Origin of the sequence: Corallococcus sp. AB011P (assembly GCF_003611605.1) — a bacterium.
Lineage (GTDB): Bacteria > Myxococcota > Myxococcia > Myxococcales > Myxococcaceae > Corallococcus > Corallococcus coralloides.
Genome location: NZ_RAVX01000010.1, coordinates 1 through 14,496, shown reverse-complemented (window position 1 = coordinate 14,496; position 14,496 = coordinate 1). Strand labels below are relative to the sequence as shown.

Below are 14,496 nucleotides of genomic sequence, written 5' to 3'. Positions count from 1 at the left end.
GAAGCCATGAGCATGGAATTGAAGCCCCCACCGTCGGACGGCTGGGTCCCCACGCTGGACGACACCCCCTTCACCCGCATGGGCGGCGAGGAGCCCGTCCACGCGCTGGCGGAGGCCTTCTACGACGTGATGGACGCGGAGGAGCCCGCGCTCGCCGCCATCCACGAGCTGGACGCCGAGGGCAAGGTGAACCGGGGCACGCGCCAGCGCTTCGGCATGTTCCTGGTGGGCTGGCTGGGAGGGCCGCAGCACTACAGCGCGACGCACGGCCATCCCCGGCTGCGCATGCGCCACGGCCACCTGCCCGTGGACACGGCGATGCGGGACGCGTGGCTGCGGTGCATGCAGAAGGCCATGGACAAGCGCGGCATCACCGGCGGCCTGCGAAGCTTCCTGGATGACCGCTTCGCCCAGGTGGCGGACTTCCTTCGCAACACGGAAGGATGAGGTTCACCGAGTCCATCCGCATCACCTGTCCGCGCGAGCGCGTCTTCGCGTACACGCAGGACTACGGGCAGCGGCTCGTCTGGGACACGTTCCTGCGTGAGGCGGTGCTGATGGACGGCGCGACGGAAGCCGGGCCCGGCGTGAAGGCCTGGTGCGTGTCGTGGCACGGGCTGGGAATGGAGACGGAGTACGTGTCCTTCCAGCCGCCCGCCGTCACGGCGGTGAAGATGACGCGGGGCCCACGCCTGTTCGAGAGCTTCGCGGGCTCGTGGCGGTTCGATGAAGAGGCCCCCGGCGTCACGCGCGTCACCTTCACGTATGCCTTTGAATTGCGGCGGCCCTTCGGCTGGCTCACGCCGCTCCTGAAGTGGACCCTGACCCGCGAGGTCCGGGGACGACTGCGCGACCTGAAGCGGCGGCTGGACGTGGGTGTCCCCGGCGCGGCATAGACTCGCGGTATGAGCACGCAGCTACAGCCGTCCCCCGCCACTCCGCACGTCGATGAGTTGGTGCCCCTGTTCGAGGAGGCCTTGAGGACGGAGGGCTCCTCGCGTGCCCTGAAGGCCGGGTACCTCAACGCCATCATCGCCCGGTGGGGCCAGACGGAGGACCCGGCGACGCTCGCGCCCGCGTTGCACGCGCTGCTGGCGAAGGAGGGCGTGAAGCAGTTGTTGGACGAGCAGGGCACGCCCGTCAGCGCCGCCGCGACGCAGGCGTTGCTGGCCATGTCCTATCCGCATCCGCTGGAGGTCGCCCCGGAGCACCTGGAGGCGCTCCGCAAGCACACCGAGCCCTCCGTGCCGCCCGCGCCCAAGGGCTGGATGCTCACGGTGCTGGTCGTGGCGACCCTGATTCAAGCCATCTACTTCTTTCTGGCGGATGACATGCGGCACATGTTCGGGGCCACCGCTGAGCAACTGGCGGGAGAATCCGGCCTGGCACTCCCAGGAGGCGGGGACGGCTTCTTCGACAGGCTGGAGAAGGTGGCGTGGTGGCCCATGCGGCCCCTGGTGCCCTGGGTGCAGGTTGTTGGATCCGCGGTCTTCTATTTCTTCTCCACCGCCCTCGCGACGAAGGCGTGGGCGCGCACCCTGGCCCGGCGCGGTTTCCTGGGGCTGGGCGTGTTGGGCCTCGGGGTGGGCGTGCTCCCCATGCACGTGTATGAGAACTGCGGAACGCTGGTGGCCGCGCTGGGCGCGCTGCTCGCGGGCTGGATGTTGCGCTCGCCCAAACCGTCCACGCCGCCGGCCGCCTGAGTGCCCGCTCGCCGGGCCGTGGCCAGACGGACGCCGCGCCCCCAACCTCCAGTTTTCACCACCCAGCTGGGGGTTGGAATCCATGCGTACGAACAATGAAATCTGGACCGCTGCGGGCTTCGGCGTCCTCGCCGGGATGCGCAGCATGACGGCGCCCGCGTTCCTTGCTCGCGAGCTGTCGCGCAAGCCGACGCGCGCGTTGAAGCGGGCCCTGCCAGGCCTCACGTCGAAGAAGGTGTCCCAGCGTCTGGGCCTCATGGCGCTCGGTGAGCTGGTGGGGGACAAGAACCCCAGGACGCCAGCGCGCACCGCCTTGCCGGTCCTGACGGGCCGCATCCTCTCCGGGGCCATCACTGGCGCCGCGGTGTCACGCAAGCGCAAGGGAGCGCGGATTGGCTTCGCCCTCGTCGGCGCCGCCGCCGCCTTCGCCTCCAGCTATGTCTTCTATGGCTTCCGCCGCCTCCTGACGCAGAAGCTGCGCGTGCCGAACGTGGCCGCGGGCCTGGTCGAAGACGGCCTCGCGCTGGCCCTGGGCTCCCGACTCACCCGGGCGCTGCGGTAGGCCTTGCCTCGTGGCTCACCCCGGCGCCTTGCCGGGGGTGAGCCGCGCCTCCAGTCGCGCCAGCACCGCATGCTCCGCCCGCGCCCGCTCCGCCAGGGGCGCGAAGAGCAGCCGCGAGCGCAGGCCCATGCCTTCCGTCAATTCGAACTGGCGCAGGTCCTCCGGCAGCGCGAGCAGCACCTCGCCCAACGGCCGCACCCGGTGCAACTGGTACGAACCCGCTGCCTCCAGCGCGCGCACCACGTCCGCCACGGGCTCCGCGCGGGCCATGGCCTTGCGTGACTGCTCCTCGTAGCGCAAGCCCGCCTCCACCCGCTCCTCCAAGTCCGCGAGCACCGCCGCCGCCGTGCGCTGCGCCTCCTTCACGAGCCGCAGCGGATCCAACGCCCGCTCCACGCGCCTTCGCACCGCCGGGGACAGCGCCCGGGCCCGCCCCTCCACGCGCGACAGCACCGCGTCGCGATAGCTCGCCGCGAAGCAGACCACGAACAGCGCCTCCTCCAGCGGCGCGCGCTCCCGCCCGGCCAGCCCCTCCGCCAGCGAGCACAATCCCTCTCCGGTGAGCACGTACCGGCGTCCCCGGGGCAGCCCCTTCACGGGCGCGCTGGTGCTCGACTCCGCGTGGCCCCCGCGCACCAGCCGCTCCAGCGTCCGCCGCACCTGCGTCAGGTCGATGTCCTGCGAGGGCCGGGTGACGTCGTGCTCGACCCAGTTGGTGAACAGCAGGAAGTAGAAGCGCACGTCCGACACGCGGAAGCCGCCCGCGCGAGCCCCGGCCCCGTGCGCCGCCAGCAGCGCCGCCTGCACGAAGGTGGCCTGCGTGTCGATGTAACCCAACCGCGCCGTCAGGGTGCTGTTCCGAGCCATGGCCAGCAGGATGCCAGCCCCCGTTCCTCCCGTCCCATTCCTCCCAGGTGACAATGTCCGCTGGAACGAAAGACATATCCGGGGACATCATTCGTATGAGGGGCAGTCCGAAATCACGGAAGGATTCCCATGCTGCCCTGGCTCGTCCTCATCGCCGGTTTCTGCTTTCTCATTGAACAGCTGTCCCTGGGGTGGAAGCTGCCCCGCGTGCGCGGCTGGCACCTGCGGGTGGTGCTCATCAACCTGGCGCAGGTGGGCGTGGTGGTGCTGGGCGGCTACACCTGGGACCGGTGGTTCTCCGCGCACTCGGTCTTCCACCTGTCCCGGCATGTGAACCCGGTGGTGGGCGGGGTGCTGGCCTACCTCATCGCCACGTTCGTCTTCTACTGGTGGCACCGCGCGCGGCACGAGAGCGATGTGCTCTGGCGGTTCTTCCATCAAATCCATCACAGCCCGCAGCGGCTGGAGGTCATCACCAGCTTCTACAAGCACCCGCTGGAGATGACGGCCAATAGCCTCATTGGCGGACTGCTCGTCTACACGGTGCTGGGGTTGAGCCCGGCGGCGGGCGCCATCTACACGGCCTGCTGCGCGCTGGGCGAATACTTCTACCACACCAACATCCGCACCCCGCGCTGGGTGGGCTGGTTCTTCCAGCGGCCGGAGATGCACCGCATCCACCACGAGTACGGCAAGCACAAGAACAACTACGGCGACCTGCCCATCTGGGACATGTTGTTCGGCACCTACGAGAACCCGGCCACGTGGGACGCCTCGTGCGGGTTCGATGACGCGAAGGAGCAGCGGCTGGGGGACATGCTCGCCTTCCGCGACGTGCATCGCTCGTAGGCGGTGGCACACTGGCGCCCCCTTCGTTTCAGCCGTGAGGTCGCGCCATGAGCAGCTCGCGTCGGCAGTTCCTGACCCACACCGTGATTGGACTCGCGAGCACCGCCGTCTCCGCGGCGCCGGACGCGGGCACGTCCGCCCCGCCGGCCGGAGCGCCGCCCACGTTCGGCGCAGGCCCCACGGTGGGGCCGGAGGTGAGCCCCACCACCTTCGCGGAGGCCGAAAAGCTGATGCAGGTGCAGCTCACGCCCGCCGAGCGCACCCAGGCCGCCGGCAACTGGCGCGTGTCCCTGGCCCCGCTGCACGAGCGCCGCACCGGCCCGCGCAAGCTCGCGCTGGAGCCCACGCTGTCACCCGCCTCGCAGTGGAACCCGTCGCTGCCGGGGCTCAAGTCCACGGTCCCCGCGAAGGACCGCTTCGTGCGCAGCCGCGACGCGAAGGTGCCGCTGCCCGCGAAGGAGGAGGACATCGCCTTCGCGCCGCTCACGCAGCTGTCGCGCTGGGTGCAATCGCGAGCCATCACGTCGGAGCGGCTCACGCAGCTCTACCTCGCCCGGATGAAGCGCCATGACCCCAAGCTCCAGTGCGTCATCACGCTGACGGAGGAGCTGGCGCTCCAGCAGGCCCGGCAGGCGGACAAGGACCTCGCGGCGGGCCGCTACAAGGGCCCGCTGCACGGCATCCCCTGGGGAGCGAAGGACCTGGTGGACACCGCGGGCATCCGCACCACCTACGGCGCCGAGCCGTTCCGCGACCGCGTCCCCACCACGGACGCCGCGGCGGTGGAGCGGCTGCACCGCGCGGGCGCCGTGCTGGTGGCGAAGCTCAGCCTGGGCGCGCTCGCGCTCAACGACATCTGGTTCGGCGGCGAGACGAAGAACCCGTGGCTCCTGGAGGAGGGCTCCTCCGGCAGCAGCGCGGGGCCGGGCGCGGCGACGGCCGCGGGGCTCGTGGGCTTCTCCCTGGGCAGCGAGACGGGCGGCAGCATCGTGTCGCCGTCCATGCGCTGCGGCATCACCGGCCTGCGCCCCACCTACGGCCGCGTGCCGCGCACGGGCGCGATGACGCTGTGCTGGTCGCTGGACAAGCTGGGGCCCATGACGCGCGGAGTGGAGGACTCGCTGCTGGTGCTCGCCGCGCTCAACGGCGCGGACGCGGGCGACGTGGCGAGCGTGTCCGCGAAGCTGGACTTCGACGCGAACGCGCCCGTGAAGGGCCTGCGCGTGGGCTATGTGCCCGCGTGGATGAAGGAGAACCCCGCCACGGACGTGGACCGCGCGGCGCTGGAGACGCTCAAGGGGCTGGGCCTGACGCCGGTGGAGGTACAGTTCCCCGACTGGCCGTACTCCGCCCTCAACGTCATCCTCTTCGCGGAGGCCGCCGCCGCCTTCGAGGAGCTCACGCTCACCCACGGCGTGGACGCGCTGAAGATGCAGACGCCCGACGCGTGGCCCAACCTCTTCCGCCAGTCCCGCTTCCTGTCCGCGGTGGACTTCGTCCAGGCGGACCGGCTGCGCCGCAAGGTGGCCCAGGAGATGGCGCGCATCATGTCGCAGGTGGACGTGTTGCTCGTGCCCTCGCTGCGCGACGAAGCCCTCACCATCACCAACCACACGGGCCACCCGTCGCTCACGCTGCGCACCGGCTTCGTGGAGGTGTCCAAGGCCCGCAGCGACTGGGCCCCGGACCCCAAGCGCCCCGTGCCCACCTTCACCACCCCGCGCCGCGTCCCGCACGGCGTGACACTCATCGGCCAGCTCTTCGACGAGGGCACCCTGGGCCGCGTGGGCATCGCCCTGGAGCGTGCCTCCGGCGTCGCCGGCGAGCGCCCGCCCGGCTTCTAGGCGCCCAAAGCCCCCGGACCGATTGTTTTGACAGGTCAGTCCAGAATCATTACGTAGGGGGCATGGCACGCACGAAAGAGTTCGACCGGGACGAGGCGGTGCGCCGGGCGATGCAGGTCTTCTGGGAGCAGGGCTATGAGGCCACCTCCACGGACGACCTGCTGCGCGCCATGGGCATCGGCCGGCAGAGCATGTACGACACCTTCGGGGACAAGCACGGCCTCTACCTGGACGCCCTGCGCGCCTACCAGGCGGAGTACAGCTCCAACCTGGTGGAGTGCCTGCGCTCGCACCCGTCGCCCCTGGGCGCCATCCGCGAGTACCTCCTCTCCATCCCCAACGGCACCCAGAAGGTGCGCGCCCGGGGTTGCCTCTTCGTGAACGCCACCGCGGAGCTGGCGCACGTGGACGCGGAGGTCGCCACGCTGCTCAAGACCGGGGGCGCCCTGGGCCAGGGCGCGCTGGAGCGCGTGGTGAAGGATGCCCAGCGCAAGGGGGAGCTCAATCCCAGGGTGGACCCGGGTGTCGCCGCCAGCTTCCTCCTGGCCACCATCGGCGGGCTGCGCCTGAGCGCCAAGGCCGGCACTCCGCCGGAAGCCCTGCGCGACGTCGTGGACTTCGCGATGGCGGGCCTCAGGGCCCAGTAACCCGCTCCGCTGTTCATTCCGTCGCGGGAAGCCCCCGCGCCGTCTTCGCATGTCTTTATTTGGATTATTCAGTCCAAATAAGCCGCTGGAAGGGAGTCACACCATGCCGATGGATCGCTACTACCTGCTGGGCCGTTCGGGGCTGCGCGTCAGCCCGCTGTCTCTGGGCACGATGACGTTCGGGAAGGAGGGCACCTACGGCGGCCCCTGGGGTTCCACGGAGGACGTGTCCCGGACGCTGTTCAACCGCTACCTGGACGCGGGCGGCAACTTCGTGGACACCGCCGACCTGTACACGCACGGCTCCAGCGAGACGCTCATCGGGAAGTTCCTGGAGGAGCGCGGCGACCGGGACCGCGTCGTGCTCGCCACCAAGTACACGTACAACGCCACCCGGCCGGGAGACCCGAACGCGGGCGGCAACAGCCGCAAGAACATGCTGCGCGCGGTGGAGGCTTCCCTGAAGCGGCTGCGCACGGACTACATCGACCTGTTCCTGCTGCACACCTGGGACCGCCTCACCCCGGCGGAGGAGGTGGTCCGCACGTTCGATGACCTGGTGCGCGCGGGGAAGATCCGCTACGCGGGCCTGTCCGACGTGCCGTCCTGGTACGCGGCGCGCGCGCAGACCTGGGCGGAGGCGCACGCGCTCGCGCCGCTCATCAACCTGCAGCTCCAGTACTCGCTGGTGGAGCGCAGCCTGGAGCACGAGTACGTGCCGCTGGCCCAGACGCTGGGCATGGGCATCACCACCTGGAGCCCGCTGGGTGCGGGGCTGCTCTCTGGCAAGTACCGGCCGAGCGAGGCCGGCGCCCAGGGCGAGGGCCGCCTCAACTCCGCGGTGGGCGGCCACCAGCTGGGCCTGTTCACGGACCGCAACTGGCGCATCGTCTCCACGCTGGAGCAGGTGTCCAAGGAGCTGGGCCGGGACATGTCCCAGGTGGCGCTGAACTGGGTGGCCACGCAGCCCGGGGTGGGCTCGGTCATCATCGGCGCGACGAACCCCAAGCAGCTGGACGGCAACCTCGCCGCGCTGGACTTCAGCATCCCCGCCGAGCTGCGCCGCCAGCTGGACGAGGCCAGCGCACCGCCCGTGCCGTTCCCCCACGGCATGTTCTCCAATCCCTACCAGCTGAACCTGCACGGCAACACCGCGGTGGGGGACAAGCCCGCGGGCTACTCGCAGCCCGTGTTCACGGGAGCCGCGCCCCGGGTCGGGTAGGGCACATCCCATCCCTCCAGCGAGGCCGGGGGGGCGGGCAGCCTGCGTCCTCGCGGCCACTGGTCCGCGAGGACAGGGGCGGGCACCTTCCGCGCCGGGCATGCAGGGGAGGGTGTATGGGATTGAGAAAGCCGGGAGTGAAGCTGTGGTGGATGGTGGCGCTGCTGGTGGCTCCGGTGGCGAATGCCTTCACGGATGCGGACGCGGTGCGCGTGTTCACGTTCGCCCGGGCGCAGCTCGCGGACACGGTCCTGGAGATGCCCAACGTGAACCGCTCGCCCAAGGCATCCCTGTCCAACGGGACATGGACCACGGTGGCCAACACGGACAAGATCGCGTGGACGCAGGGCTTCTTCCCCGGGAGCATGTGGTTCATGTTCCAGGTCGCCAACGAGCCCTACTGGCGCGACCGCGCGGACATGTGGACGCGCCCCCTGGAGGTCCAGAAGACCAACACGGAGACGCACGACCTGGGCTTCAAGATGTACAACAGCTACGGCAACGCCTGGCGGCTCACCGGCAATCCCTACTACCGCGACGTGCTGCTCACCTCCGCCGCGTCGCTGGCCACGCGCTACAACAGCACCGTGGGCATCATCGATTGTTGTGATTGGAACCCGAACTGGAACATCCCGCTCGTCACCGACACGATGATGGACATCGAGCTGCTGCTCTGGGGCGCCCAGAACGGCGGCCCCGCGGTGTGGCGCACCATGGCGGTGAACCACGCGCTCCGGACGCTCCAGGACGCGGTGCGCCCCAATGGCAGCTCGTTCCACTACGTGGACTACAACAACAACGGCACCATCCGTTCGCGAGGCACCTTCCAGGGCTACTCCGCCAGCTCCACCTGGGCGCGCGGGCAGGCGTGGCTCATCTATGGCTATACGATGGTGTACCGCTACACGCAGGACGCTCGCTTCCTCACCGCGGCCCGCCGGGTGACGGACTACTACCTGGCGAACCTGCCCGCGGACCGCGTGCCTAACTGGGACTTCAACGCGCCCAGCCAGTCCAAGGACTCCTCCGCCGCGGCCGCCGTCGCGTCCGCCCTGCTGGAGCTGAGCACCCTGGAGACGGACGCCACGCGGCGCACCACCTACCGCAACGCCGCGCTGGCCATGCTCGACTCGCTGGCGTCGCCCGCGTACCTGGCGCAGGGCACCAACAGCCCGGGCCTGCTGCTGCACGGCGTGGGCAACTACCCGGCGGGGCAGGAGATCAACGTCAGCCTCATCTACGGCGACTACTACTTCCTGGAGGCGCTGCTGCGCTTCAACCCGCGCCCCAACTACCCCTGGTACTCGAAGCTGGACCTGCCGCGGAGCCAGCACCTGCTGGGCACCACCAACACGGGCACGCGCATCGTGGAGTTCGACCTCACCCCGCTGGCGGACAACCTGGGCGGCGGCGTGGTGGGCTGGACGGACAGCTCCACGGAGGTGACAGCCTTCAACCGGCTGAACATGGCGCTGCGCATGAGCGAGGACGGCATCTTCCAGGTGCGCAACGGCGCGGGCTACTCGTGGATCCGCCGGGTGCCATACGTGCGCAACCAGACGTACCACTTCCGCATGAACGTGGACCTGCTCGCGAAGCGCTACTCCGTCTGGGTGACGCCGCCGGGCGCCGCGGAGGTGCTGCTCGTGGACCGGGTCGCGTTCCGGGCGGACGGGCCGCCAATCGACGACCTGGGCCGCGTCGCGGTCATCTCCGTCGTGACGGACAGCGACTTCCGCGTGAACAACCACCGCGTCTATGCGCCCACCGCGAGCGTCGCGGCGGCGCTGGAGAAACGGACCCCGCTGCCCGAGGCCCTGTGGAAGCAACTGGACGCGCCGGCTCCCGCCTCCACGGGCCCCGCGGCTCCGTCCGAGCGCTGACAGCAGGCCCCTGCCCGGTGGCCCGCCCGGCGTCAGGGTGGGCCACCGCGGGTGCATGGGAGACGAAACGCGGTTACATCCGCCGGGTGACGAACCTGGACCTCTTCCTCCCGGAACCCGCCCCGCGCCCGGCCGCCGTCCCGACGGGCCCCGGCCCGCTCGACCGGCTGCTGAAGGTGTCGCGCATCTACCTGGAGCCCGCCGTGCGGGAGCATGCGCGCGGCCTGGAGATTCTCGCGCGCTACCCGGACGCGGAGCGGGTGGAGGTGGCCGCGCACCAGCACATCCCCGGCCTCTTCGGCAACGAAGGCAACGTGGAGGCCTGGAACCGCATCAAGGGCAGCACCCTGGTGCTGGGTGTGAAGAAGACGCTGTCCTTCATCGCCAATGACCGCAGCTCGGACTTCATCGCGCCCTCCACGGCGAACGGCTGCGTGATGGCGTGCGCGTACTGCTACGTGCCACGCAACAAGGGCTACGCGAACCCGGTCACGGTGTTCGTGAACATCGACCGCATCCAGGAGGCCATCCGCAAGCACGCGCACAAGCGCGGGCCCAAGCTGGAGCCCAACACGGTGGATCCCCACGCGTGGGTCTATGACATCGGGTGCAACAGCGACTGCGCCGCGGACGCGGCCATCAGCGACAACGTGCGGGACCTGGTGCGGCTGTTCACCACGCTGCCCAACGCCAAGGCCAGCTTCGCCACCAAGCTGGTCAACCGCGAGCTGCTCACCTACGAGCCGGAGGGCAGGACGCGCATCCGCTTCAGCCTGATGCCGCACGCGCCGGCGAAGCTGCTGGACGTGCGCACCAGCCCCATCGCGGAGCGCATCGCCGCCATCGACGACTTCGTGGCCGCCGGCTACGAGGTGCACCTCAACTTCTCCCCCGTCATCCTCCACGAGGGCTGGCAGGACGCCTACGTGGAGCTGTTCCAGCAGGTGGACGCCGGCATCGGCGAGCGGGCGAAGCAGCAGCTCGCGTGTGAAATCATCTTCCTCACGCACAACGCGGGCCTGCACGAGGTGAACCTGGGCTGGCACCCGAAGGCGGAGGAGCTGCTGTGGCGGCCCGAAATCCAGGAGACGAAGGTGTCCCAGGGCGGCGGCGTCAACGTGCGCTACCGCACCGGCTTCAAGGGCCGCCACGTGGCGGAGTTCCAGACCCTGCTCGCGAAGCATCTGCCGTACTGCCGCGTGCGCTACGCCTTCTAGGGTTGGCGCTGCGGCTGCAATATCCAGGAGTAGGTGGTGTCCGAGTCGACGTACTGTCCGGACATTTCTCCCGAGGGCAACACCACCGGCTTGGTTCCCCCCGCATCCGTGAAGAGGACGTTCCCGGGCATGTCCAGCTCGGGTCCACGGCAGTCGGGGCCACCGCTGACGGTGAGGTGCACGAGGGTCGGATCGGCGAGCGCCGACGTGTAGGAGCGCGAGGGATGTGACAGCCAGTCCTGGGTGTCGGGATCCGGTGACGTCAATTCATCGAAGGGGTTCAGCATCAGGATCCCGCCCCCGGCGAGCAGCGGGTACGGCGTGGGCCCGTGCGTGTACCTGCACCCTCCGGACACGTAGTCGACGTCGAGCGTGAAGTCGCCGGCGGGCTGCATGAGCATGGAGCTTCCCACCCGCTTCGTGTGAGGGATGAGCGGGTGCTCGAAGTCCGGGTCCTCGAAGCCGCCCAGCACCTGGAGCTCCACGTTCGTGTCGATGAGCTTCCGGCCCGACGACCAGGTCTTCCCCTTCAGGACGGACCTCGTGGTGCCCTTGAACCTCCAGCAGCCCACGTTGTTGCGCTTGAGGTAGGGCATCTCCGCCGCCGTCAGGCGCCCGCCGCCGCCGGGCTCGAACTTCGCGTTGCTGACGATGACGACGAGCTCCTGGACCCGCTGGGACTTCATGTCGCGGCAGAAGCCCACGTACTCGTATTCGCTCCAGTCCTCGTCGTGCCACGCCCCGGCCTCGTCCTTCCAGAGCGCGAACACCTTCACGGGGTCCTTCGCGTCGGTGATGTTCTTGAACCACCCGTTGTAGAAGAGCACGGAGCGGGTGCCCGGATCGCTGAACGTGATGCGGTAGTAGCGGTTGGCCAGGTTGCTCAGCTCGTCGTGAATGTTGTCCGAGGCCTCGGGCCAGCCCGACAGGTCGGCGTTGAGCTCACCGTGCTTCACGTTCTCATCGAGGTTGTCCCACTGCTTGAAGGACTCCGCCCGGGTCTTGCTGGGGGGCCCGTTCCAGAGGGTCTTCCCGAACTCCGGCCAGACCTTCTCGAATCCGCCGGGGAGGACGGAGTCCACCGCGGTGAGGCTGGAGGTCTCCGTGGTCAGCTTCGCCAGCGCGGCCGTCACGACCGCCGGCCCATACTTCTTCGCCACGTACTGGAAGAACAGGTAGGCGCCGTAGTCGCGCCCGGCGCCTTTCGCCGCGCTGGTCGTGCAGTTGCCCTGAGCCTGGCTGTCCAGCGACAGGGCCGGGGAGTTCATGAAACAGCCGGCGAACATGTGTTCGTACTGCTGCTGCTGGCCCGACCCCACCAGGAGCGTTGGATAAACGTGGTCGATGGCCCAGTTCGCGGTCGCATCGCGGATCCACCCATAGTCGCCCTGCCGCCCCTTCGTCTTGTAGGACCACTGGATGGCGTGCATCAGTTCGTGCGTCACCGCCCCCTTGAGGGAGGCGTCGTCGGCATCGGCATCCAGCAGGATGTAGGTCGCGGCCTGCGTGGTCTCCCAGCCTTCGGGGATCGTCACGCCGCGGTCGGCCATGTTGAGGACCAGGTAGATGTCGAGCTGGGGGCCTTCCCCGTTACAGACCACGTCCTGGTCGGTGAGTGGCTCCTTGAGTCCCAGCGCCATCAGCTTGGGCCAGATGTCCTTCGCGATGGCCTCGTCGAGCATCGAGGCCTGGGCTCGCTGGTTCGGGAAGTTGACCCGGTACCAGACACGGACCTTCGAGGACGAGGGATTCTTGACGTAGGCCCAGCCACCGGAGAAGGGGCGGCAGCGCGGATCCGCCATGCTGCTCAACCGGGCGTCGGGCGTGGGCGCGTTGAGCCAGCTCCCTGGGTCCGCCGGGCGTAGCAGGTACATCCCGAGCGCCGCCTGCATGGGCTGGGAGAGCGAGTTGAAGCGCTGATGCAGTTCCTCGAGCGAGGTGGCATCGAACCCCGGATCGACCCGGGCCTTGTACTGGATGGGCAGCCGGGGATCGCTGAACGCCGCGTACACCCGGTAGGCCAGCAGCTCCTCGTCGTTGATGAGCCCGGCCTCATGCGCGGCCGTCAGCACCTCCGCGCTCGAAGGACTGGAGTCGTCGTAGGGCATCACGACCACGGTCAGGGTCGCGCTCGCGGCCCCTGCCCTGGCCGTGATGAGCGCTCCGCCAGGGGCCACGCCCTCCAGCCGGCCGCCGGTCACCGTGACGGCGCCGGCCGGAACAGCGGACCACTCCACCTGGACGTCCTCGAGCGCCTCCCCGGCGGCGTCGACCGCGAGGGCGGACAGGGTCAGCGATTCGCCCACCAGCAGCGTCGCCCCATTCGGCGAAAGGGTGAGGGCGGCGACCTTGTCGTTGTCGCCGCCTCCTCCTGGGGACGGGCCCGGTTCGGTGGTGGAGCCGCAGGCGAGGACGAACGTGAGCAGCAGGCACAACGCGAGCCGTGAAGCTCCATGAACCACGGGCATGTCCAGACCTCAGAGCAATGGGGATGAGGCCTGGGTGTTACGACGAGCCATTTAAATATTCGCTTGAAGGGGTTCGGCCCCCCCGGGTGCTCGTCCAAAGAGAGCACCACCGGTTCACAGGTCCTGGAACCAGGTGGCGTAGGGCGTGTTCCGCACGAGGCGCCGGTTGAGGTCCGGCGTGCCGTCCGTCCACCACGGCGGGCCTCGCTCTCCCAGGCCCTGCTCGCGAAGCACCTGCCGTACTGCCGCGTGCGGTACGCCTTCCAGGCAGGTTGCCCAGAATCGCGGTCGCTACCCGTCAGCGGAGGGTATGCGGAGCGCCATGGGCGAGTGCGGACACGCCGGGCTGTCGCCACTCACGAAACAGGTGAAGGTCGTGGAATGGGCAAGCGCCAGAGGCGCGCAGCCCACCGGACCAGGAGACCCTGGATGGCCTGAAGTAGTCCGCTCACCGTGTGCGCCGTCACGCGTTTCTGCTCACCGCGGTCGGAGTGTGGAGGCTCAGGCTGGATGCCCTCTTCCGGTGACGAAGCGCTCGAACCTGTCCGACAGTCGGACTGGTTTCCCGAGCCCGCACTCGTCACGTCCTCGTCGGCGCACGCCAGGTCGAGCTCGCACGGAGCGAACACCAAGGTGGTAGGAGACGGCAGCGTCCTGTTGTCCGGCTTCACGGCAAGAGCCGCCACCTGGGGGCGGGCTGGAACCGCGAGCGCTTCGGTGTCCTCGACGTCTTGTGCAAGGTGGTCAGGGGCGCCCACGCAGGGAGGGGGGACCTCCAGCGAATCGTCCCGCGGGACAGTCGGTGAGAGGCGGCTGAGGCCACGTCTCTCGACGCCAGGGAGGGCCTCCAGCGCCTCATGCTGCTCGGCGGCTGATTCGCTGCGGCCAATTCCATGCTCCTCCACGCAGGGACGCGCCGCGGGTGCCTTGTCCTGCACGGTGGCGCCGAGGGGCCACTCCTGGGTGCGCGGGGCCTCTGGAGACACAGGCTTCGTGGGGACGGGAGCGAAAGCATTCAGCACGAGCTCATCGCGAGCCTTCAGCAGTGCCGGCAGCTCGTGCTGAAGTGCCAGCACGTCGCGCTCGTGCAGAATCGCTGTCACACGGACGGCCCATGCGCGCAGCGCCTCTCCGCCCATGAGCGGCAGCAACTGGGCTGCGCCTCCCAGGAATGCCCGCTGCAGGGACTGAACGAGGAGCACGTGCCCGGGACGCGCCGCCACCCGCGCTGCCT

The 14,496-nt window shown here is 69.4% G+C and carries 12 protein-coding genes; 10 read left to right on the top strand and 2 right to left on the bottom strand.

The annotated features are described in order from the left end of the window. Positions 1–6: 6 nt before the first annotated feature. The 4 genes from D7X30_RS24040 to D7X30_RS24025 all read left to right on the top strand — a co-directional run bounded on the left by D7X30_RS24040 (position 7) and on the right by D7X30_RS24025 (position 2,265). On the top strand, positions 7–447 hold the full coding sequence (locus tag D7X30_RS24040) for a group II truncated hemoglobin (protein ID WP_120565293.1): 441 nt from the start codon (positions 7–9) through the stop codon (positions 445–447). Beyond that, on the top strand, positions 444–896 hold the full coding sequence (locus D7X30_RS24035; protein WP_120565292.1) for a type II toxin-antitoxin system RatA family toxin: 453 nt from the start codon (positions 444–446) through the stop codon (positions 894–896). Before D7X30_RS24040 ends, D7X30_RS24035 begins: the two co-directional genes overlap by 4 nt. A 9-nt stretch (positions 897–905) precedes the next feature. After that, positions 906–1,703 (top strand): hypothetical protein, encoded by a 798-nt coding sequence (locus tag D7X30_RS24030; RefSeq protein WP_120565291.1) that lies wholly within the window; start codon positions 906–908, stop codon positions 1,701–1,703. An 82-nt stretch (positions 1,704–1,785) separates the two neighbouring features. Then, positions 1,786–2,265: a DUF4126 family protein gene (locus tag D7X30_RS24025; protein ID WP_120565290.1), complete on the top strand. Its 480-nt coding sequence runs from the start codon at positions 1,786–1,788 to the stop codon at positions 2,263–2,265. Between the two features lie 15 nt (positions 2,266–2,280). On the opposite strand, the gene D7X30_RS24020 is transcribed toward D7X30_RS24025, so the two are convergent. Beyond that, on the bottom strand, positions 2,281–3,132 hold the full coding sequence (locus D7X30_RS24020; RefSeq protein WP_120565289.1) for a hypothetical protein: 852 nt from the start codon (positions 3,130–3,132) through the stop codon (positions 2,281–2,283). Between the two features lie 129 nt (positions 3,133–3,261). On the opposite strand from D7X30_RS24020, the gene D7X30_RS24015 reads away from it, so the two are divergent. From D7X30_RS24015 to D7X30_RS23990, 6 genes are all read left to right on the top strand, one after another. Further along, on the top strand, positions 3,262–3,981 hold the full coding sequence (locus D7X30_RS24015) for a sterol desaturase family protein (RefSeq protein WP_120565288.1): 720 nt from the start codon (positions 3,262–3,264) through the stop codon (positions 3,979–3,981). A gap of 47 nt (positions 3,982–4,028) precedes the next feature. Next, the gene (locus tag D7X30_RS24010; protein ID WP_120565287.1) at positions 4,029–5,825 is read left to right on the top strand and encodes an amidase; all 1,797 of its coding nucleotides are present in this window, start codon (positions 4,029–4,031) and stop codon (positions 5,823–5,825) included. A 62-nt stretch (positions 5,826–5,887) separates the two neighbouring features. Next, complete coding sequence (locus tag D7X30_RS24005; RefSeq protein ID WP_120565286.1) at positions 5,888–6,472, top strand: TetR/AcrR family transcriptional regulator; 585 nt, start codon at positions 5,888–5,890, stop codon at positions 6,470–6,472. A 103-nt stretch (positions 6,473–6,575) separates the two neighbouring features. Beyond that, the gene (locus D7X30_RS24000; protein WP_120565285.1) at positions 6,576–7,694 is read left to right on the top strand and encodes an aldo/keto reductase; all 1,119 of its coding nucleotides are present in this window, start codon (positions 6,576–6,578) and stop codon (positions 7,692–7,694) included. 137 nt (positions 7,695–7,831) lie between these two features. Then, positions 7,832–9,577: a glycoside hydrolase family 88 protein gene (locus D7X30_RS23995; protein WP_233591749.1), complete on the top strand. Its 1,746-nt coding sequence runs from the start codon at positions 7,832–7,834 to the stop codon at positions 9,575–9,577. A gap of 86 nt (positions 9,578–9,663) precedes the next feature. Next, entirely contained in the window at positions 9,664–10,794 is a 1,131-nt protein-coding gene (locus D7X30_RS23990) for a spore photoproduct lyase family protein (RefSeq protein WP_199724535.1), read from the top strand. On the opposite strand, the gene D7X30_RS23985 is transcribed toward D7X30_RS23990, so the two are convergent. Next, the gene (locus tag D7X30_RS23985) at positions 10,791–13,262 is read right to left on the bottom strand and encodes a hypothetical protein (RefSeq protein ID WP_147443290.1); all 2,472 of its coding nucleotides are present in this window, start codon (positions 13,260–13,262) and stop codon (positions 10,791–10,793) included. The two genes, D7X30_RS23990 and D7X30_RS23985, sit on opposite strands and share 4 nt — an antisense overlap. Positions 13,263–14,496: the final 1,234 nt, after the last annotated feature.

Excerpts from the sequence above, each read along its gene's own strand:
- D7X30_RS24040 (WP_120565293.1), top strand. The coding sequence starts at position 7 with ATGAGCATGGAATTGAAGCCCCCACCGTCGGACGGCTGGGTCCCCACG.
- D7X30_RS24035 (WP_120565292.1), top strand. The coding sequence starts at position 444 with ATGAGGTTCACCGAGTCCATCCGCATCACCTGTCCGCGCGAGCGCGTC.
- D7X30_RS24030 (WP_120565291.1), top strand. The coding sequence starts at position 906 with ATGAGCACGCAGCTACAGCCGTCCCCCGCCACTCCGCACGTCGATGAG.
- D7X30_RS24025 (WP_120565290.1), top strand. The coding sequence starts at position 1,786 with ATGCGTACGAACAATGAAATCTGGACCGCTGCGGGCTTCGGCGTCCTC.
- D7X30_RS24020 (WP_120565289.1), bottom strand. The coding sequence starts at position 3,132 with ATGGCTCGGAACAGCACCCTGACGGCGCGGTTGGGTTACATCGACACG.
- D7X30_RS24015 (WP_120565288.1), top strand. The coding sequence starts at position 3,262 with ATGCTGCCCTGGCTCGTCCTCATCGCCGGTTTCTGCTTTCTCATTGAA.
- D7X30_RS24010 (WP_120565287.1), top strand. The coding sequence starts at position 4,029 with ATGAGCAGCTCGCGTCGGCAGTTCCTGACCCACACCGTGATTGGACTC.
- D7X30_RS24005 (WP_120565286.1), top strand. The coding sequence starts at position 5,888 with ATGGCACGCACGAAAGAGTTCGACCGGGACGAGGCGGTGCGCCGGGCG.
- D7X30_RS24000 (WP_120565285.1), top strand. The coding sequence starts at position 6,576 with ATGCCGATGGATCGCTACTACCTGCTGGGCCGTTCGGGGCTGCGCGTC.
- D7X30_RS23985 (WP_147443290.1), bottom strand. The coding sequence starts at position 13,262 with ATGCCCGTGGTTCATGGAGCTTCACGGCTCGCGTTGTGCCTGCTGCTC.